The sequence below is a fragment of the Pseudomonas entomophila genome (genome assembly GCF_018417595.1).
Taxonomy (GTDB): Bacteria; Pseudomonadota; Gammaproteobacteria; order Pseudomonadales; family Pseudomonadaceae; genus Aquipseudomonas; species Aquipseudomonas entomophila_C.
Genome location: NZ_CP070982.1, coordinates 2,949,886 through 2,968,287 on the forward strand (window position 1 = coordinate 2,949,886; position 18,402 = coordinate 2,968,287).

The following is an 18,402-nucleotide window of genomic DNA, read 5'->3' on the forward strand; positions in this document are numbered from 1 at the left end:
GGGCTGGCAAACAGCGCAGCAGGGTACCTGCAGCGCACGCGAACAGTCCGCGGCGGCTCGCGTGGAGGCGCAACGCCGCCGAAGGTCTCATTCGCATTGATTGCCTGGCGCGAGTATATGCGCGGTATCTACTGGACCGGCCAGGCGCGATTGCGCTGACTTCAGATTCCCTTCAGATTCACGCCTGATAATCCCCTCGTCGAGCCCGATTGGGGGAGTTTCATGAGTCAGATTCAATGGAGCAGCCTGCTCCCTTTAGCGATCGGTAGCCATACCGACCATCATGCGCACTTGTCGCTGCACCGGGCAGGGGACACCTCCCGTGCAGACCTGGAACACTTCATCCACCAGCGCTTCGCCACGGCGCACCATGCCGATGTACAACATTACCTGCCGGAGCTGCTGGCGCTGCATGACAGCCATGGGCGGCTGGTCGCGGCGGCCGGTGTGCGCCTGGCGAATGAGGGCCCGCTGTTCCTCGAGCGTTATCTGGAACAGCCGCTTGAAACGGAAGTGTCCCGAATAGCCGGCACTGACCTTGAGCGAACCGGTATGGTCGAGGTCGGCAACCTGGCATCACTCAGCGCCGGTAGCGCGCGCATCATGATCATCGCCGTCACGTGGTTGCTGGCTGCGCGAGGCCTGCAGTGGGTAGCGTTTACCGGGGCCGCGACATTGATCAACAGCTTCCAGCGGTTGGGGCTGGTGCCCACGGTATTGGCGCCGGCCAATCCCGAGCGCCTTCAAGGCCAAGTCGATCGATGGGGGACTTACTACGACCAGCGCCCCCAGGTATATGCCGGAAACATTGGTTACGGCTTCAACGCCCTGACCCAGGCGGGCGTGTTCCAGCGGCTGGGCTTTCCTGTGCTCGTCGAGGAGACCGGACATGCCGCGTGAACTGGATCGTTTCCATGAGCGGTTGTCAGCCTATGCACGTGATCATGCTGGAGCAGTGGCGGTGCAGGGGCAGACCCGACGCTACACCTATCAGCAGTTGCTCGGTGAGGTAGGCCTGCGCGCCCATGCCCTGCGTCGGCAACCGGCAGGTGCATTGGTATTGGCCCTGGACAACGGCCCTGAGCTGCTGTTCTGGGATTTGGCCGCCTTGTTCGCCGAGCGCCCCTGCGTGATCGTGCCGTCGTTCTTCAGTACGGCGCAGTTCGCCCACTGCATCGCCCAGAGCGGCGCATCAACCGTATTGTGCGCGGCGCAGTGGACGCCGCAGCTGGCGCGGGAAGGTTTTGCCCAGCATGGCGAGTTCTGGGTGCGCGAGGGCTCGACGGGCGTTGAGTTGCCTGTTGGCACGGCCAAGATCACCTACACCTCTGGTAGCACCGCAAGCCCCAAGGGCGTGTGCCTGGGCGCTGAGGCCATGCTGCGTGTAGCACGTGAACTGGAGGCCGCCAGCCGGCCCACCGAACCACAGCGGTACCTGGCGGTACTGCCTCTGGGTGTATTGCTGGAGAACCTGGGTGTATACGCCGCGCTGATGGCGGGTGCGTGCGTGCAGCTTTATCCGCAACAACAGTTGGGCATGGGGGGCGCAAGCCAGGTGGATTTCAAGCGCTTGCTGGGTGCTATTGCCCTCAGCGGCGCCCAGAGCCTGATCCTTGTGCCACAACTGTTGATGGGGCTGGTCACGGCAATCGAGCGCGGGCTGATGCGCGTTGGCCCGTTGCGTTTCGTGGCGGTGGGCGGTGCCCGGGTATCGCCAAGCCTGCTGGCACGGGCCGAGGCGGTTGGTCTACCGGTGTTCGAAGGCTACGGTCTGTCCGAATGTGCTTCGGTGGTGGCACTGAACCGCCCCGGGGCCGTTCGCCCTGGCAGCGTCGGCAAGCCGTTGCCCCATGTGCAAGTGCGCATTGCCGAGGACGGCGAGGTGCTGGTGGCCGGCTCGATATTGCTGGGCTATCTGGAGGACGCCCCTGTTACCCAGCAGTGGTGGGCGACGGGCGATCTCGGCCACCTCGACGACGACGGCTACCTGTACCTCGATGGCCGCAAGAAACACCAGTTCATCACCAGTTTCGGGCGCAACGTCAACCCGGAATGGGTAGAAGCCGAACTCAGTCAGAGTGGTGTCATCGCCCAGGCGTTCGTGCATGGCGAGGCCTTGCCAAGCAACCTGGCATTGCTCTGGCCATTCGATCCCACCGCCAGCGATGAGGTTATCGAGCAGGCCGTGCAGCAGTGCAACGCACAATTGCCTGATTACGCCCGGGTGCATGCCTGGCGCCGCTTACCGACCCCCCTAAACCCTCTGGATGGAACCCTGACAGCCAATGGACGCCTGCGGCGCGAGGCGATCCTGCAGCGCTACCACGCCCTGTTATCCGACATCTCGTTGTGAGGTTCACCATGTCCTTTTTCGACACCCTGCAAACACAAACGGCCCAGGAACGGCAGGCTTTGTTCGCCGTACCGGTGATCCGTGAAGCCTTGGCCGGCCAGGTCAGCCTGGACAGTTACATTGCCTTCCTGACCCAGGCCTACCACCATGTCCGCCACACGGTTCCGCTGATGATGGCTTGTGGCGCGCGCTTGCCGTCGCGGCTGGAGTGGCTGCGCGGCGCGGTGTGCGAATACATCGATGAGGAGTACGGCCATGAGCAGTGGATTCTCAACGACATCAAAGCCTGTGGTGGTGATTGGGAGGCGGTGCGTGATGGTCGTCCGGTGCGGTCGATCGAACTGATGGTCGCCTACCTCTACGACTTGATCGCCCGCGGCAACCCGGTCGGGCTCTTCGGTATGGTCAACGTGCTCGAAGGCACCAGCATTGCCCTGGCCACCCAAGCGGCGGGCACTATCCAGAGCACGCTGGCCCTGCCTGATCAGGCGTTCAGCTACCTGAGCTCCCATGGTGCGCTGGACCAGGACCACATGGTGACCTACAAGCAACTGATGGACCGCCTCGATGATGGCGCGGACCAACAGGCCGTCATCCATGCGGCGAAGGTCGTCTTCCACTTGTACACCGAGATGTTCCAGGGTTTGCCGCGCGCGGGTCAGCTAGAGGTGCGCCATGCGCTTGCCTGAATCCGTGGTGATCCTCACCGGCGCCAGTGGCGGCATTGGCCTGGAGTTGGCCGAGCAGTTGTGCGCTGCCGGTGCCCAGGTGCTGGCCGTCAGCCGGCATATGGGGAAGCTGGCAGGCCTGATGAATCGATACCCGGATCGTTTACGTTGGCAAGAGGCAGACTTGCGCAGCCAGGTAGGGCGCGACCTCGTGGTCGGCCGCGCTCGCGAGATGGGCGCGGTGAACGTGCTGATCAACGCGGCCGGCGTCAATCGCTTTGCCTTGCTCGACCAGTTGGACGAGCACGCGCTCGACGAGTTGCTGGACATCAATCTGAAGGCCCCCTTGCAACTGACACGCGCCTGCCTGCCGCTGCTGCGTGCTCAGTCCAAGGCACTGGTGGTCAATGTGGGGTCCACCTATGGCTCGATCGGCTACCCTGGCTACGCCACCTACTGCGCCAGCAAGTTCGCCCTGCGCGGTTTCTCCGAGGCGCTGCGGCGAGAGCTGGCCGACACCACGGTAAATGTCCTGTATGCCGCCCCGCGGGCCACCCGCACGGCCATGAACAGCACGGCCGCGACAGCGCTCAACCAAGCGCTGAAAGTCGGCATGGACGACCCGGCGGATGTCGCCCGCGCAGTGCTAGAGGCTGTGCAATCGGAGCGCAGCGAGCTTTATCTCGGCTGGCCGGAAAAGCTCTTCGTGCGGATCAACGGCATGTTGCCAGGCGTGGTAGACCGGGCACTGCGCAAGCAGCTGCCTGTCATTCGCCGCTACATCGGCAGCCACACCAAGGAGTCGATCAAATGAAGCGCCTGCTCATTACCAGCTTGCTGGCATTCGCCCCCTGCACCTGGGCATTGGACCAGGCAGGCACCCAGCACTTGAACGACCTGCAGCAGCGCTGGGCGCAGATCCAGTATCAACTGCCCAAGGATAAACGTGCCGACGCCTTTGAAAAGCTGTCCGGCGATGCGGCTGCATTCGTTCACCAGTACCCCGACACACCCGAGCCGTTGATCTGGGAGGGCATCATCAACAGCAGCTGGGCGGGAGCCATCGGTGGCCTTGGGGCACTGGGCAAGGTCAAGGCGGCGAAGGCCAGCCTGGAGCAGGCCATGGCACTGAACCCCGATGCCCTGCAGGGCTCGGCCTACACCAGCCTGGGCACGCTGTACGACCAGGTTCCCGGCTGGCCAATCGGTTTCGGCGATGCCGACAAGGCTGACGTTTTGCTGCGCAAGGCCCTGCAGATCAACCCCAACGGTATCGACAGCAACTATTTCTGGGCTGATCATCTGTACCGGCAAAAGCGCTACCCGGAGGCTACCGCAGCTCTGCACAAAGCCCTGCAAGCACCGCCCCGGCCAGGGCGTGAGCTGGCAGACCAGGGCCGACGTACCGATATCGATGCTTTACTCAAGGCGATCAAGGACAAACAGGACTGAACATGCGGCTGCTGCTGGTTGAGGACGATATCGCACTGGGTGAAGGGATTTGTGACGGCTTGCGCCAGGAGGGCTACACCCTCGACTGGCTGCGCGACGGTGTCAGCGGCCTGCATGCCCTGCAGCATGAAACCTTCGATCTGGTGATTCTGGACCTTGGATTGCCGCGCATGGATGGCATCGAACTGCTACGGCGGGTACGCGCCGACGGCGACAGCCTGCCGGTGCTGGTTTTGACCGCACGGGATGCGCTGGACGACCGCATCAGCGGCCTCGATGCCGGCGCCGACGATTACTTGGTGAAGCCCTTCGATCTCAACGAGCTCAAGGCACGCCTGCGCGCCTTGCTGCGGCGCAGCACGGGACGCGCCAAGGTACTGATCGAACATGCCGGGGTCAGTCTCGACCCTGCTACCCAGCAAGTGCGCTACAACGGCATGGAAATCGTGCTGACCCCGAAGGAATACCTGCTGTTGCACGAGTTGTTGGCGCAACCCGGCAAGGTATTCACCCGTGAGCGCCTGACCCAGCTGCTGTATGGCTGGGACGAAGAGCCCGAGAGCAATACGCTGGAGGTGAACATCTACCACCTTCGCAAAAAGCTGTTCAACGGTTTGATCCGCACGGTGCGCGGTATCGGCTACCTGGTCGAGGCCAAGGCATGAGCTCGCTGCGCCAACGCACACTGTGGCGAGTGATGCTGTTGCTGCTGCTCGGCACAGGCCTGCTGGTGCTTTACAACTACCACGACAGCCGCCGCGAAATTAACGAGGTGTATGACGCCCACCTCGCCCAGAATGCCCGCCTGCTGCAGGGCGTCATGAGCCTGCCGGTGCAGGACGGCTCGCGTGAGGCGCTGTACCAGGCCTTCAACGAGGCCTTGGGGAGGGCAGGGCGAGATCAGGTGGGGCACCCCTACGAAAGCAAGCTGGCGTTTCAGGTCTGGCAGGACGGCGGGGCGCTTATGGTGCATACACCCAGTGCGCCGACACTCGATTCGCCACCAACGACGCCAGGCTTCTACGATTTCACCAGCGCCGGCGAACAATGGCGTGGTTTCGTCCTGCCGGTACCGGAAAAGCACTGGGTGATCTGGGTCGGCGAACGTGATGATGTGCGCTACGACCTGATCGAGCGCATTGTTCGCCATACCCTGTTTCCGTTTCTGCTCGGCAGCCTGGCGTTGGCGCTGCTGGTCTGGGCCGCGATCGGCTGGGGGCTGCGGCCGTTGCAGAACATGGCCAATGTCATCCGCGGGCGCCACGCCGACTCCCTTGAGCCTTTGCAACTGGTGCCGCTACCTTCGGAGCTTGAGCCGATGCAGGCTGCCATCAATCGCCTGTTGGCACAGATCGACGACCTGCTACGGCGTGAGCACCGGTTCATTGCCGATGCCGCTCACGAAATGCGCACGCCACTGGCCGTCCTGCGCCTGCATGCACAGAACGCACTGGCTGCCAGCAACGACATGGAGCGGCAAAAAGCGTTGGGGTTCCTGATGGGTGGGGTCGACCGGCTGACCCGGGTGGTCAACCAGTTGCTGACACTGGCCCGCGTCGAGCCAAGACTGGGGCCGCGCGGCAATACCCTGGTCGATCTGGCTGAAGTGGTCACCGACACCCTGGCCGACCTGACACCGTGGATACTTGCCCGTGGCCTGGAGCCTTCACTGGACATCAGCGAGGGTGACCATCACCTGGCGATCAATGCCGGCACCCTGGGCATCGCACTGCAGAACCTGGTGTCCAACGCGGTTGAACATTCACCGCCCGCAGGCCGCATAGCGGTGTCACTCCGGCGCCTGGACAACGCTTTCGAGCTGGTGGTCGAGGATGAGGGGCCGGGCATCGATGAAGCAAGCCTTTCCCGTGTGTTCGAACGCTTCTACAGCCGCAACAACCCCAACGGTGCGGGCCTTGGGCTGTCGATCGTTGCGACCATTATCGACCGCCTTGGCGGGCAGGTGCGCCTGGAGAATCGAGCAGGGGGAGGGCTGGCCGCCACCTTGGTGCTGCCAATGGGTTGACTCCAGCGGCCGCCAAGCACCTTGCTGGCAGGTAGCTCTTGAGTATCTACAAGAGTAGTCCCAGCCATACCGCCCCAAGAATGACCAACTGACCGGGAATGAGATAGCGAGCGAAGCGGAAACCGCCGTTACTCAAAGCCAGGCCGCATTTAGTCAACGTGTTCGCGGTCAATGCGAGTAATCCCGATATCGCCAGATCATCAGTACCGAGCTTTCCGGCGATGACCAGCGAGGCGATCGAGGCAGTGGCCGCATGCACATCGGCCAAGCCGCTGACGAACGCCGCGACGCTCACGCCGTTGTGGCCCAGGTGCTGAAGAAGAAATGCCGAGAGCAACGAGATGCCGGTTATGGCAGCGGTGACGGCCAGAGCTGTCCACAGACTGAACGCGCCATCCCCCGCAGACGCCGTCGCCCCGCCATGAGCCGAGCGCCAAGGCGCCAGTAGAAACACACCATAGACAAGTGTGACCAGCACACCGAGCCAGATTGATGGCCAGAAAGGCTCGAGCAAGCGACGGTCAACGATGCTCAGCACGAGGGCAAATTGCGTGAGGGTGGCAAGATTGGACAAGACGGCAGCCCCGGCAAATGGCCTGGCAGCAGCGCTTTGCTGGCGAGCGCGGTGTGCAAGCAAGGCAATGGTGGCAGAGCCTGAGGCAAAGCCTGAGGCGATCGCGCTCAAGGGCAATCCGTACCGAGGCCCCATCAGGCGCATGGCGATATGCCCCAAGGCGCCCACGGCCATCAGCAAGACCACCAGGTTACAAATCGTGCGCGGGTTGAGCACGTTGTAAGGGCCTAGAAACTGGTCCGGGGTCAACGGCAGCACCACCAATGCCACCGTTGACAGCAGCAAACCATCGCGCAGTTCTTGCTCGCTCAGCTGCTGCAGCACGAAATGGTGCAATTCGCGTCGCAGCGCCAACAGCACGGTCAGTACCACGCCGGCAGCTGCGGCAAGCTCAGGTTCATTCAGGCTCAGCGCGCCCAGGGTCAGCACCAGGAGCAGCGCAATTTCACTGGTAATGTCAGGGTCGTTGTCGGCATGGTTGCGGTAATGCGTGCACAGCATCAGTACCAGGCCCAGACTCGCCACCGCGACCAGCACCACGCCTGCCAACACCATGCTGAGGTAGCCCAGCAACGCGGTGATAGCGAAGGTGCGCAGCCCAGCGGCAGCCTGGTTTTCGTTACGGCCCTTCCTGCGCTCGCGCTCAAGCCCCACCAGCATGCCGATGCCCAACGCCACGGCACCGTGGCCGACATTCACGGTGTCGAGCATGGTGCCTTCAGGGTGACCTTGGCCTGCCATTCACTGCCGCCTTGCTGCAGCGCCATCAGTGCAGGCATGTCGAGAATTTCCACCAGCCTGCCATGGAGGTCGACGATACCCAGCGCACGCAGGCGGGCGACGGACCGGCACACGGTCTCCAAGCGCAAGCCCAGGTACGAGGCCATGTCTTCCCGGGACATCCGCAACATGAAGCCGTGGGCAGAGTAGCCGCGGCTGACGAAGCGCCCGGACAGCTCCACCAGGAAGCCCGCCAAGCGCTGTTCCGCAGTAAGATTGCACAGCATCAGCACGCGCTTGTGTTCACGCACGATCTCCCGGCTCATCAAGCGATTCAGGCTTTGTTGCAGGAACGGAAAGTCGCGCGCCAGGGCTTGCAAGCGGTGATAGGGGACGGGGCAGACTTCGCTGTCTTCCAGGGCAATGGCGTCGCAGACATGGTGCTCTGTGGCAATGGCATCGAGGCCGAGCACATCACCCGGCATCCAGAAATTGATCACCACGCCTTGGCCCTCGGCGGTGTTCAGGCTGGTCTTGAAACTGCCGCAACGTACGGCATAGAGCAGGGTCAGCGGATCGTTGGCATTGAACAGCGCGGCGCCCTTTCGAATGCGCAGGCGTGGACCTATCAATGCACCCAGGCAGCTGTTGTCATGAATGGGCAGGCCAGTGGGCAGGCACAGGCCGCTGACCCGGCAATCCCGGCACAGGGCCGCCGACGGCTTCAGGTGAATGGGGGTTGCCATGTGCGATGCGTGGGGTGAGTCGAGCAGCGTGACCTTCAGCTGGCTGGACATTTTCAGGCCTCCTTCGCACTTCGGAGGCTGCCTTGGCCCCTTGCGCCAGTATGGGTGCCATGTGCGGCGGCAAACCCGGTACGAGGCGCCCCATCAGCCAGCATGTCAAGCGAGTGGGGGGCATTGAGTCGGCTTGTGAGACGCTCGACAAACTGCTCGGCTTCGGCGGCCGTGTTGAAGCCCACCCGCCAGTCATCCATATGCACCCACCAGCGCTTCAGCTCGGTGTTCCTCTCGACATAGACGTTCATCAGCGCCTCCCAAGTATAGCCAGGTCAACAATGCACAATGAAAGCGTCCATGCCGGTAGCGCAGGTGAAACTCAGGGCGTGATCGCCACTTTCATCACTTGTCGACGAATACCGCTGCCTTCTTGAGCGCGTGGCACACCTGCAGAGACTGAATTTGTTGTTGCCATGGGGATAAGGTGCGCCAGCGAAGTCTCGAAGCATTGATCCGCGTCAAGTTCCTGCGCCAAGGGCAATGCCATTTGTCCGAAGGGGGCTCCCGTTGGTAAACATCATGCGTGCAAGGCGTGGGTGGGGGGTGCGCCGAACCGGCCGCTATTTGGCTTTCCAGTACTTCTGCATTTCCAGGAACAGGAATGAAGCGGTCCAGGTAATCAGCACCAGGCCGGTCAAGCCCTGCAGGCCCGTGAGGTACTTGAGGTGCCCGCTAGGGGCGACATCACCGAAGCCGATGGTGGTGTAGGTGGTGAAGGAAAAGTACACGCAGTCCAGTAAACTGCCGTCGAAATTGCCGCTTAGCGTGCCCCAGCCCTCGGCATGGACCATCAGGTAGTAGGCCAGGGCAAAACACCAGACCTCCAGGGCATGGGCCAGCAGGGCACCGAACACGCCCGCCACGATGCGAAACCGGCTCCAGAGCTTGAGGCGGGGTAGCCAGTCATTCAGGCGCAGCAGGCATTCGTAGTGAATGATCACCACCAGAATCACGACCAGCATGTTGATCAGCGTGACGGTAAGCATCGCCGGTACTCTTGCCATGACTGGCGGTTTACTTCGTGGTGTCGATCAACGCATAGCTGGCAGGTTGATTGGCTTGCGGCAATAACGCCGGAAACTCTTCGGGAGTGATCGTTTCCTTGGCCAACAACAGGCGCGCCCCCGCATCCAGGTCGTCGCGGCGCTGCTCGAGCAGTATCCGTGCGCGGCCATAGGCCTCTTCCAGCAAGCTGCGAATACCAAGGTCGACCTCGCGCGCGGTCTGTTCAGAGTAGTCCCTTCGCTCCTGACGCAACACTGATTCGCCCAGATAACCGGTTGGCTGGCGCTCCAACACCGGCTGGCCCAGATCCGGGCTCATGCCGAAGCGGGTGATCAACTGCCGGGCGATGTCGGTGGCACGTCCCAGATCGTCGGCGGCGCCGGTGGAAACCTGGCCGAACGCCAGGCTCTCGGCGGCACGCCCGGCCATCAGCACGACAATGCGGTCGCGCAGCATCTGCGCGCTGATCAGGAAGCGGTCATCGGTCGGCCGTTGCAGGGTGTACCCTAGCGAGCCGGCGGCACGGGGAATGATCGACACTTTGTGCACCAGGTCCATGGCCGGCAAGCTGCTGGCGGCCAGGGCATGCCCCATTTCGTGGTACGCCACCACCTGGCGCTCGTCGCTGCGCAACACACTGCCTTTGCGCTCGACACCGGCCACCAGGCGCTCGATCGCTGCGGTGAAGTCCTGCAGTTCCACCCATTGGCTGGCACGCCGAGTGGCGACGATGGCAGCCTCGTTGACCAGGTTGGCCAGGTCGGCACCGGTCAGGCCCGGCGTGATCTGCGCAATGCGCTCGCAGTCCAGATCGTTCTTGTAGATGATCTTGTGCAGGTGCACCTTCAGGATCGCCAGGCGGCCCTGGCGGTCGGGCCGATCGATGAGGATCTGCCGGTCAAAGCGCCCCGCGCGTAGCAGCGCCGGGTCCAGTACTTCGGGACGGTTGGTGGCGGCCAGCAGCACCACGCCTTCGCGCGGGTCGAAGCCGTCCAGTTCCGCCAGCAGTTGGTTGAGGGTTTGTTCTTTTTCGTCATTGCCACCAAAACTACCGATGCCGCGCATCTTGCCAAGGGCGTCCAGTTCATCGATGAAGATGATGCAAGGCGCTGCCTGGCGGGCCTGGTCGAACAAGTCACGAACCCGCGCGGCGCCCACCCCCACGAACATCTCCACGAACTCCGAGCCGGAAATCGAGAAAAAGGGCACCGCCGCTTCCCCGGCGATGGCTTTGGCGACCAGGGTCTTGCCGGTGCCGGGTGGGCCAACCAGCAATGTGCCCTTGGGCACATGAGCGCCCAGGCGCGCGTACCATGCCTTGTTCTTCAGGAAGGAGACGATTTCGGTAAGCTCATCCTTGACATCGTCGATACCGGCCACATCGGCAAAGGTCACCTTGGTGCCATGCTCGACATAGACGCGGGCGCGTGATTTTCCCACGCCCATCAACCCGCCCAGGCCTTGTTTCCCACTCAGGCCATGGAACAGGAAATACCACAGCACCAGCATCATCAGCAGCGGCATGAACCAGCCCACCACCGTGGCCACCGTGCTGTTTTCGGCGATACCGGTAAATGCCACGCCCGAGCGCCCCAACTGCTCGCTCAGCGCCGGGTCGATACGCACCGTGGAAAACACCGAATGGCCGTCGATGGGTTCCTGCAGCCGGCCCAGGATGCGGTCATGCTCGATGCGCAGGTCGCTGACCTTCTGCTGCTCCAGCAATTGCAGGAACTGGCTGTAAGGGATGGCCTGCACTGCGGGCGTGTTGAACAGGCCAAACTGCACCGCGGCCAGCACGGACAGCCCGACGGCCAGGAAATATAACTTCCAGGGCTGATCCTTGTTCATGGCAGTTCCTCCGCAAAGCTGCAGCACTGCTTTGTTTCTACCCTTGAGCCGGGTGTTGCGATTGATAAAGGTCAAACTCGGTGAACGGACCGAGCCGGCTCAGGCGCCTGGGAGCCTTGATAATTGTCAAGAACGAAGCAGCACCTGACTCGATAATCACAAGCGCATACAATCCAACAGCCGCGCGGGGAGAGGTGCTCGATGAAGCCGTATCGCCGGATTCTGCTTATCATGACCGAGGTTCAAGCCAGTGCCGCGCTGTCCCGGGCCCTGGCATTGGCTGCGGCATCGGGTGCGACTTTGCACGTGCTGGGCATCCATGAACCGGGTGAACTGAGCCTGCGTCATGGAATGCAGGAAACCTCGCTGCCTTCGCTTTCTTTCTTGCACTTCAGCACCGAGCTCAAGGCGCTGCTCGATGAACAGCCAGTATTCGGGGCTCGGCCAGGTTTCGAGGCCGTGGAGGCCTTCAATCTACGTGATCTGCTGCCGACCAGCATTGCCCGCTACGCACCTGACCTGGTGATCAAAGACTGCCCGGGCTGTTCCTTGTTCGATCAGATCGCCCGTACCTCGCCAGACCAAGTGCTGTTGCATGCGAGCGAGGTGCCGTTGTTGTTGGTGCCGGCGAATGCCCCGGCCATTCCACGCAGCATTCTGGTCGCAGTGGATGTTGCCAACCCGTCGCCACAAAACGATGCGCTCAACCACGTCCTGGTCGCGGCAGGCCAGCAGCTGGCGGCTCAATGCAAAGGGCAGTTGCACCTGCTGTCGGCCTACGACCTGCCTCTCGCCATGGCGGCCAACCCTGATCTTGCCGGCCCTTGGGCGGACGAAGTGCGCGAGTCGCTGCAGTTGCCGTTCGATGCGCTGGCCGATGCACATGGCATCGCCCATACGCATCGGTATTTCAGCGAGGGTGCGCCCTTGCGCGTCATCAAGTCCCACATTGCCGCGCTGAAGATCGATGTGGTGGTGGTCGGCGTCGTGCAGGCCAGGCATTGGGCCAAGCTGATCGGCGATACCACCGAGCGGCTGGTCAGCCATGCGCCGTGCAGCATTCTGACGGTCAGACCCGCGCCGGCCAGTTGAACCCGGACCCTGGTAGCCATCGTACGTGGCGTCGTGACGGCAGGGCGCCTGCCCGTCATGGGACTTGAGCCTTTGTCGCCGTATGTCCGCGCAGTGGTTCAGTTGATAAACATCAAATCCCCGAAGCTCGGCTGATGGATGATCCAGGGACACTTGCCAATCGCTGAGGTGCGCCATGGACAACCCGCAAAGACTCTTGCTGATCGCTTCGCCTCTGATGCGTCGCACCCCGGTTTACGACCGCGCGGCTGCGCTGGCCAAGGCCAAGGGCATGGCCTTGCACATTGTGGCCTTCGACTACCTCGAAGGCCTGGCCACGGCGGGCCTGGTCAATGATCAGGCGCTGGCGGTGATGCGTGAAGGCTACGTGCAGCAGCACCGTGAATGGCTTGAAACCCAAGCGTTGTCGATGCGCCGCAACGGTGTGACGGTCACCACCGAAGTGGTGTGGGTGCAACATCCGCTGGACGAGATCCTGGTGCACTTGCGCGAGCAGCCGTTTGCCATGCTGATCAAGGCGCTCGAGCATGAACCCTGGTGGATGCGGGCGATGTTCACCTCGCTCGACATCCAGCTGCTGCGGGAAACCCGCATTCCCCTGCACCTGGTGAACCAGGCCAGCCATGCGCTGCCGCGCAAGATTCTGGCCGCCGTGGACCTGTCCCGCCCTGAGGACCAGTTCGAGGGGTTCAACGACCAGATCATCAGCGAGGCACTGAAACTGGCATTACAGTGCAATGCCCAGGTCGAGTTGCTGTATGCCTACGACGTCGGCTCCATGTACCTGGACGCAGGCGGCAGCCGCGAACATTCGTTCCTGTTTGACTCCAGCCTCGCCCAGACACTGCACGAGGCGCAAAGCGCTGCCTTCCAGGCACTTGCCGAGCGCAATGGTATCGCCGCCGAACACCGCCATCTGCGCATGGGAGACCCCGCCAAGGTGCTGGCGCTGTTCATGGAGCACAATGCTATTGATGTACTGGTCATGGGCAGTTACCACCATCACGGTATTGGCTGGTTCATCGGTAGCACTGCCGAACGGGTATTGCACCGGTTGTCCAGCAGCGTGCTGGTGATTTCACCGGAGCATTCCCAAGGCTGAGAGACAAGGCCCGAAAGGGCCTTGTTCTTAGCTGCGAAGGTCAAGTTCGTGAAGGATTTCTCTGACATCGCCACCTAGGTAGCGGGAGCTGAATCCCAAGCCTTTGGTCAGCCGATGCATGCCGTAGTTGTTCGCCAGGTCCCTGGAAATCATGCAGTGAAAGCCATTGCGCCTCGCGGCTGTAATCAGGTGCTGCATCAGCAACCGCCCCAACCCCTTGCGTTGCCATGCTTCATGCACCGCCACGGCGCATTCGCAGAGGCGGCTGCCTGGAACACCGGCATAGCGGCAGACCCCAATCTGGCGTAACTGGCCATCTGCATGGACCAGGGCAACATAGGCCTCGCGTTGATGATGTTCTACAGGCATGCAACGGGCATCCACGCTCGGCATCCCGCTCAGTCCGGCGATGAGGCGGAAACGACGCGCCTCGTAAGCGATGGTGCTGACAAAACGGCGGTCCCTTTCATGATCTTCCTCGCGCAGCGGGCGGATCAGTACGGCAGAACCGTCCGTAAGCTTTTCGACCCAATGCTCGCCCGCGTTTGGCTGGTCAGTCTGCTGCTTGCTCATGGTGCCTCCATCTGGTCGATGCTTGCCAGAGCTGTTGTACCGTGCCGTGAGGCGCCGGTTCTGACAATCGTCAAGTTCAGGCTCGGCGGGTGGGTTTTCTGATCTGCATCAAGCGCGAACCGACTTGCCTGCGGACAATCGCCTACATCATCACGCCAGCCGCGCAAGCCTGGAGGTTCACCATGGGTCAATATCGACAATTGCTGGTGCTGCTCACCGAGGTCGACCCGCATTCCCCCGCGCTGCGCAGGGCGTTGGCCTTGGCGCATGTCAGTGGCGCCAGTGTGCATGTATTGGGTTTGTTCGAACCGAAACAGGAGCACCTGCTGCGTGAAGAGCGATTGAACGAGGCCGCTATCCAATGCCAGTTCGACCACTACCGGGTGCAGCTGGCGGGGTTGGTCGAGCGTCACCGTGCCAGCGGTATAGTCCTGACGGTCGACAGCCTGCAGGCAGAGGACATCCGCAGCCAGGCCATCGATTACATCAGTGAACTGCAGCCAGATATGGTCATCAAGGACAGCGAGGCGACGCCAGCGCTGGCACGCCTGTTCAGCACGCCCCTGGATTGTGCGCTGATGCGAGGTTTGAAGGGCATCACGCATTTCGTACCGACGGCCTCCGCGTCGCTGCCCCGGCGTGTGCTGGTCGCCGTGGACACCTCCTTCAGCGAAACCCCCGACGCCCAGGCCAGCTTCAACCGTGGGCTGATCCGTGCCGCACAAGCGCTGGCACTGCAATGCGATGCACAGTTGCACCTGCTCTCGGCCTACAACCTGGCTGGCGTGTTCGCCTCGGACATCAACGTCACCCAGGCCTGGATCGAAGAGATGCGCGATGCGCTCAAGGAGCCGTTCGACACCTTGGCGGACGCCGAGGGGGTCGCGCCGGATCGCCACCACTTCCTGGAAGGCGGCCCGGTGCAGGTGATTCGCGAGCAGGTTGCCGCACTGGACATCGACGCGGTGGTCATGGGCGTCGTGCAGCCCAGGGGCCTAGACAAGCTGCTTGGCGACACCACCGAACGCATCGTCAGCCACCCGCCGTGCAGCATCCTGGCGGTTCACCCTCAAGCTGTCGACACCCTGGAGCCCTAGCCATGCAACTGACATTTCTCGGTGGTACCGGGACCGTGACCGGCAGCAAGTTCCTGTTGACCCGCGATAGCACACGGGTGCTGATCGACTGCGGGCTGTTCCAAGGCTACAAGCAACTGCGCCTGCGCAACTGGGAGCCGCTGCCGGCGGCACTGCGCGCGCTCGATGCCGTGGTGTTGACCCATGCCCATCTCGACCACAGCGGTTATCTTCCGGTGCTTGCGCGCGAAGGCTATACCGGACCGGTCTACGCAACGCCGGCCACCTGTGCCTTGGCCGAGATCCTGTTGCTCGACAGTGCCCGGCTGCAGGAAGAGCAGGCCGAGCATGCCAACCGGCACGGCTACTCCAAGCATTCGCCGGCACGCCCGCTATATACCGAACAGGATGCAAAGCGCGCCTTGACGTTATTGCGCCCTGTGGCGTTGCATCAGCCAACCCTGATAGCGCCAGGCATGGAACTGATGTTACGCACGGCAGGGCATATCCTCGGTGCGGCGACGGTTCAGATCAAGGTCGATGACCAGACCTTGGTCTTCTCCGGCGACCTAGGCCGGCCACAAGACCCGATCATGCGCGCGCCGGAGCTGATCAGGACGGCAGACGTGCTGCTGGTGGAGTCCACCTATGGCGATCGCCAGCATCCAACCGAATCAACCGAGCAATTTCTGGCCCAGGTCATCAACCAGACCCTCCTGCGCCACGGCATTACCTTGGTGCCGTCGTTCGCCGTTGGCCGTGCCCAGTTGCTGATGTATTACCTCTACAAACTCAAGCGCGATGGCTTGATACCCGACATCCCGGTCTATCTCAACAGCCCGATGGCCACAGACGCAACCACCCTGTACCAACAGTTCCGGAGCGAGCATCGCTTGACGCCGGCGGAGTGCGCCGCAATGTGCAGGGGCACCCAGATCATCCGAACGGTCGATGAATCCCGGCATCTGGATCAACTGCGTGAACCTGCGGTCATCATCGCCGCCAGCGGCATGGCGACCGGTGGACGGGTTCTGCACCATCTCAAAGCATTGGCACCCAACCCACGTAACAGCATCCTGTTCTCGGGTTTCCAGGCCGGTGGTACGCGCGGCGCCGACATCGTCGGCGGTGCGCGCAGTGTCCGCCTGCATGGCGAAGACGTGCCCATCCGGGCCCAGGTGCATGCCATGGAGAACCTCTCTGCGCATGCCGATGCCGACGAGATCATGGAGTGGTTGCGTGGCTTCGCCCGCCCACCACGCCAGACCTACGTCATCCATGGCGAGCCGCACGCCGCCGATACGTTGCGGCGGCGGATCAGCATCGAGCTCGGTTGGCAGGTGTGCGTGCCCGAGTACCAGGAAACCGTTGCCATTGACCCAGTGCGCTAGCCTGGGCCGGGAGGCTGTCATGGAAACACAAGCAAGGGCGAAACTGCGGGCCTGGATGCATCGACCACGGGGTAGCCTGGGGTGGATCGTGGCCATTCTCGCGTTGCTCGTCGTGGCCTTCGCCTATCAGTGGTTGAGCCCGAGCTGGCGCCTGCCCATGCAACACCCATTCGTACTGTTGGCCTTGCTGGCCTTATGCGTGGCATTGGGGTGGGGTGTGCAGCGTGGCGTGAAACGCATGGTCGGCAAGGCCATTTTCAATGGTCAGCCCACGGGCTGGCAGGCTCGGCTTGCCTTCCTGCGTTCGATCACCCAGGAGTCGAACGTCCTCTTGGGTCTGTTGCTGTTCCTGGCGTTGCTGGGCGGCGGCACCCTTTGGCTGGCGGGGCGCTCGGTAGACAGTATCGTGGAACGTTGTGCCGCCAACCTGCAGGCTCAGGTGGCCTCATCCGAGGATGAGCAGCTCACGGCATTGCTCGGCGGGCCGGTGTGTACCTGCATGGCGCAAACATTCCTCGATCGAAATGGGTTGATTCGCCTGGCCTTGTTCGAAACGCCGATGCGGGAAATGAGCGCATACAAGGCGTTGACGGCGGACGACGAGCAGCGTTGCCTCATACAGTTCGACCTGCTGCCTGAAGCAGCCCGGGCGACGGCGCCTTGAATGGCGGGAGTGCCTGATTCCAGGACTTTCCCCAGACTTCGGACGAGGAAGTCACGGGGCTGATACGCCAGGCCGAGATCGCGGCGTCCTTCAGGGCCCGTACCGGGGAGGCCGAAGAGGACTGAGGTACTGCCGCGCTCGATGAATTGGCCGGGCGTCGAACTGGCCCGTCGGATGATCAGGCGCCGTACGATGGTCGTGAGGCGAAAAGCAGGCGGGGCAGCGCGGTGGCTGCCCCCGGTGCTGGTGCAACGGCGCTTCAGGTCAGGTTGTAGCGATGGATGACTTGCGTCGGGTCATCCGGGTCGGTGCTGGTGGTGAATCCTGCTGCCTTGGCCAGGCCGTGCATTGCCTGGTTGGCGGCTGAGTCGATCGAGTACATCTGCCGCAGGCCTTTGGCCCTGGCATGATCGGTCAGGTGCTTGAGCAACAGGCGACCCAGCCCATGGTGCTGCCAGCTGTCGAGCACCGTCACGGCGCATTCGCATTCATCCTTGCCGGCAATGGCGGCGTAACGGGAAATGCCCACTTCTTGCAGCTCGCCGTCCACATGGGCGAGGGCGACGTAAGCGGCTTGTCGGTCCTGGTCGACCGCCATCAACTGGTCGAGCATCGCCTCGCCAGGCTCCTTGATCTGGCACAGGAAACGAAAATGCCGCGATTGCGGTGACAGCCGTTCGATGAAGGCCCTTTCCCGCTCCCGGTCCTTGGCTTGCAGCGGCCTGATCAGTACATGGGTGCCATTGTCGAGCGCTTCGATCCAATGCTCGCCCTCAGGCTTGGGAAACGAGGGGGCGGCGTATTGACGGGACGGTTCTGTAGGTGCCATTGAAGTAATCCTCGTGTGTGGGGAACGAACTAGGGAGCTTCAGTTTCGACGCTCGGCCCTGCGCGCACTTGATCGTTGTCAATTCCCCGGTCGCCAGCCGCTGTCATTGGTCAGGCGGGGCCCCACAGCGGATCGTCCAGGCGCCTCGATGACGTGGGCATTCAATGCCCGTTCGTCGGGGTTTTCGGCGCTCGCAGGGGCGGCCACGAACAGCTTTCCAGGCCGG

Annotated in this window: 19 protein-coding genes; 12 read left to right on the forward strand and 7 right to left on the reverse strand. The window is 62.5% G+C overall.

Annotated features, from left to right (window positions below):
- The first annotated feature begins 222 nt into the window (after positions 1 to 222).
- From JYG34_RS13075 to JYG34_RS13105, 7 genes are read left to right on the forward strand one after another with little or no spacing between them, the layout of a single operon-like run.
- Positions 223 to 900, forward strand: coding sequence for a thermostable hemolysin (locus JYG34_RS13075; RefSeq protein WP_213661060.1), 678 nt, complete (start codon positions 223 to 225; stop codon positions 898 to 900).
- Positions 890 to 2,353, forward strand: coding sequence for an AMP-binding protein (locus JYG34_RS13080; protein WP_213661061.1), 1,464 nt, complete (start codon positions 890 to 892; stop codon positions 2,351 to 2,353). Before JYG34_RS13075 ends, JYG34_RS13080 begins: the two co-directional genes overlap by 11 nt.
- A gap of 8 nt (positions 2,354 to 2,361) precedes the next feature.
- The gene (locus tag JYG34_RS13085) at positions 2,362 to 3,042 is read left to right on the forward strand and encodes a TenA family transcriptional regulator (RefSeq protein WP_213661062.1); all 681 of its coding nucleotides are present in this window, start codon (positions 2,362 to 2,364) and stop codon (positions 3,040 to 3,042) included.
- The gene (locus tag JYG34_RS13090; RefSeq protein WP_213661063.1) at positions 3,029 to 3,835 is read left to right on the forward strand and encodes an SDR family oxidoreductase; all 807 of its coding nucleotides are present in this window, start codon (positions 3,029 to 3,031) and stop codon (positions 3,833 to 3,835) included. Before JYG34_RS13085 ends, JYG34_RS13090 begins: the two co-directional genes overlap by 14 nt.
- Positions 3,832 to 4,473 (forward strand): hypothetical protein, encoded by a 642-nt coding sequence (locus JYG34_RS13095; RefSeq protein ID WP_213661064.1) that lies wholly within the window; start codon positions 3,832 to 3,834, stop codon positions 4,471 to 4,473. The genes JYG34_RS13090 and JYG34_RS13095 overlap by 4 nt, the downstream gene beginning before the upstream one ends.
- A gap of 2 nt (positions 4,474 to 4,475) precedes the next feature.
- Complete coding sequence (locus JYG34_RS13100; RefSeq protein WP_213661065.1) at positions 4,476 to 5,138, forward strand: response regulator; 663 nt, start codon at positions 4,476 to 4,478, stop codon at positions 5,136 to 5,138.
- Positions 5,135 to 6,499 carry a sensor histidine kinase gene (locus tag JYG34_RS13105; protein ID WP_213661066.1) on the forward strand — a complete coding sequence of 455 codons (1,365 nt, stop codon included), beginning with the start codon at positions 5,135 to 5,137 and terminating at the stop codon, positions 6,497 to 6,499. Before JYG34_RS13100 ends, JYG34_RS13105 begins: the two co-directional genes overlap by 4 nt.
- Positions 6,500 to 6,545: 46 nt before the next feature.
- On the opposite strand, the gene JYG34_RS13110 is transcribed toward JYG34_RS13105, so the two are convergent.
- The 5 genes from JYG34_RS13110 to ftsH form a co-directional block, all read right to left on the reverse strand.
- Positions 6,546 to 7,784 carry an MgtC/SapB family protein gene (locus JYG34_RS13110; RefSeq protein ID WP_213661067.1) on the reverse strand — a complete coding sequence of 413 codons (1,239 nt, stop codon included), beginning with the start codon at positions 7,782 to 7,784 and terminating at the stop codon, positions 6,546 to 6,548.
- Complete coding sequence (locus JYG34_RS13115; protein ID WP_213661068.1) at positions 7,769 to 8,590, reverse strand: helix-turn-helix domain-containing protein; 822 nt, start codon at positions 8,588 to 8,590, stop codon at positions 7,769 to 7,771. Before JYG34_RS13115 ends, JYG34_RS13110 begins: the two co-directional genes overlap by 16 nt.
- 2 nt (positions 8,591 to 8,592) lie before the next feature.
- Positions 8,593 to 8,841 (reverse strand): hypothetical protein, encoded by a 249-nt coding sequence (locus JYG34_RS13120; protein WP_213661262.1) that lies wholly within the window; start codon positions 8,839 to 8,841, stop codon positions 8,593 to 8,595.
- A 312-nt stretch (positions 8,842 to 9,153) separates the two neighbouring features.
- Positions 9,154 to 9,579, reverse strand: a complete 426-nt coding sequence (locus JYG34_RS13125) for a potassium channel family protein (RefSeq protein WP_213661178.1) — start codon at positions 9,577 to 9,579, stop codon at positions 9,154 to 9,156.
- A 28-nt stretch (positions 9,580 to 9,607) separates the two neighbouring features.
- Positions 9,608 to 11,449, reverse strand: coding sequence for an ATP-dependent zinc metalloprotease FtsH (gene ftsH, locus JYG34_RS13130; protein ID WP_213661069.1), 1,842 nt, complete (start codon positions 11,447 to 11,449; stop codon positions 9,608 to 9,610).
- A gap of 201 nt (positions 11,450 to 11,650) precedes the next feature.
- On the opposite strand from ftsH, the gene JYG34_RS13135 reads away from it, so the two are divergent.
- Together JYG34_RS13135 and JYG34_RS13140 are read left to right on the forward strand one after the other, a co-directional pair.
- A complete protein-coding gene (locus JYG34_RS13135) occupies positions 11,651 to 12,541 on the forward strand; it encodes a universal stress protein (RefSeq protein ID WP_213661070.1) in 891 nt (296 codons plus the stop codon).
- 175 nt (positions 12,542 to 12,716) lie between these two features.
- Positions 12,717 to 13,643 (forward strand): universal stress protein, encoded by a 927-nt coding sequence (locus JYG34_RS13140; RefSeq protein WP_213661071.1) that lies wholly within the window; start codon positions 12,717 to 12,719, stop codon positions 13,641 to 13,643.
- Positions 13,644 to 13,670: 27 nt separating this feature from the next.
- Here JYG34_RS13140 and JYG34_RS13145 read toward each other — a convergent pair whose 3' ends face one another.
- The gene (locus tag JYG34_RS13145; RefSeq protein ID WP_213661072.1) at positions 13,671 to 14,216 is read right to left on the reverse strand and encodes a GNAT family N-acetyltransferase; all 546 of its coding nucleotides are present in this window, start codon (positions 14,214 to 14,216) and stop codon (positions 13,671 to 13,673) included.
- Positions 14,217 to 14,398: 182 nt separating this feature from the next.
- On the opposite strand from JYG34_RS13145, the gene JYG34_RS13150 reads away from it, so the two are divergent.
- The 3 genes from JYG34_RS13150 to JYG34_RS13160 are packed head-to-tail and all read left to right on the forward strand — an operon-like array spanning position 14,399 to position 17,347.
- A complete protein-coding gene (locus tag JYG34_RS13150) occupies positions 14,399 to 15,313 on the forward strand; it encodes a universal stress protein (protein ID WP_213661073.1) in 915 nt (304 codons plus the stop codon).
- 2 nt (positions 15,314 to 15,315) lie between these two features.
- Positions 15,316 to 16,683 (forward strand): MBL fold metallo-hydrolase RNA specificity domain-containing protein, encoded by a 1,368-nt coding sequence (locus tag JYG34_RS13155; protein ID WP_213661074.1) that lies wholly within the window; start codon positions 15,316 to 15,318, stop codon positions 16,681 to 16,683.
- A 55-nt stretch (positions 16,684 to 16,738) separates the two neighbouring features.
- Positions 16,739 to 17,347, forward strand: coding sequence for a hypothetical protein (locus tag JYG34_RS13160; protein ID WP_213661179.1), 609 nt, complete (start codon positions 16,739 to 16,741; stop codon positions 17,345 to 17,347).
- Between the two features lie 259 nt (positions 17,348 to 17,606).
- Here the strand turns inward: JYG34_RS13160 and JYG34_RS13165 are convergent, their stop codons facing one another.
- The gene (locus JYG34_RS13165; RefSeq protein ID WP_213661075.1) at positions 17,607 to 18,176 is read right to left on the reverse strand and encodes a GNAT family N-acetyltransferase; all 570 of its coding nucleotides are present in this window, start codon (positions 18,174 to 18,176) and stop codon (positions 17,607 to 17,609) included.
- Positions 18,177 to 18,402: the final 226 nt, after the last annotated feature.

Coding starts and splice junctions, on each gene's coding strand:
- JYG34_RS13075 (WP_213661060.1), top strand. CDS start 223: ATGAGTCAGATTCAATGGAGCAGCCTGCTCCCTTTAGCGATCGGTAGC.
- JYG34_RS13080 (WP_213661061.1), top strand. CDS start 890: ATGCCGCGTGAACTGGATCGTTTCCATGAGCGGTTGTCAGCCTATGCA.
- JYG34_RS13085 (WP_213661062.1), top strand. CDS start 2,362: ATGTCCTTTTTCGACACCCTGCAAACACAAACGGCCCAGGAACGGCAG.
- JYG34_RS13090 (WP_213661063.1), top strand. CDS start 3,029: ATGCGCTTGCCTGAATCCGTGGTGATCCTCACCGGCGCCAGTGGCGGC.
- JYG34_RS13095 (WP_213661064.1), top strand. CDS start 3,832: ATGAAGCGCCTGCTCATTACCAGCTTGCTGGCATTCGCCCCCTGCACC.
- JYG34_RS13100 (WP_213661065.1), top strand. CDS start 4,476: ATGCGGCTGCTGCTGGTTGAGGACGATATCGCACTGGGTGAAGGGATT.
- JYG34_RS13105 (WP_213661066.1), top strand. CDS start 5,135: ATGAGCTCGCTGCGCCAACGCACACTGTGGCGAGTGATGCTGTTGCTG.
- JYG34_RS13110 (WP_213661067.1), bottom strand. CDS start 7,784: ATGCTCGACACCGTGAATGTCGGCCACGGTGCCGTGGCGTTGGGCATC.
- JYG34_RS13115 (WP_213661068.1), bottom strand. CDS start 8,590: ATGTCCAGCCAGCTGAAGGTCACGCTGCTCGACTCACCCCACGCATCG.
- JYG34_RS13120 (WP_213661262.1), bottom strand. CDS start 8,841: ATGAACGTCTATGTCGAGAGGAACACCGAGCTGAAGCGCTGGTGGGTG.
- JYG34_RS13125 (WP_213661178.1), bottom strand. CDS start 9,579: ATGCTTACCGTCACGCTGATCAACATGCTGGTCGTGATTCTGGTGGTG.
- ftsH (WP_213661069.1), bottom strand. CDS start 11,449: ATGAACAAGGATCAGCCCTGGAAGTTATATTTCCTGGCCGTCGGGCTG.
- JYG34_RS13135 (WP_213661070.1), top strand. CDS start 11,651: ATGAAGCCGTATCGCCGGATTCTGCTTATCATGACCGAGGTTCAAGCC.
- JYG34_RS13140 (WP_213661071.1), top strand. CDS start 12,717: ATGGACAACCCGCAAAGACTCTTGCTGATCGCTTCGCCTCTGATGCGT.
- JYG34_RS13145 (WP_213661072.1), bottom strand. CDS start 14,216: ATGAGCAAGCAGCAGACTGACCAGCCAAACGCGGGCGAGCATTGGGTC.
- JYG34_RS13150 (WP_213661073.1), top strand. CDS start 14,399: ATGGGTCAATATCGACAATTGCTGGTGCTGCTCACCGAGGTCGACCCG.
- JYG34_RS13155 (WP_213661074.1), top strand. CDS start 15,316: ATGCAACTGACATTTCTCGGTGGTACCGGGACCGTGACCGGCAGCAAG.
- JYG34_RS13160 (WP_213661179.1), top strand. CDS start 16,739: ATGCATCGACCACGGGGTAGCCTGGGGTGGATCGTGGCCATTCTCGCG.
- JYG34_RS13165 (WP_213661075.1), bottom strand. CDS start 18,176: ATGGCACCTACAGAACCGTCCCGTCAATACGCCGCCCCCTCGTTTCCC.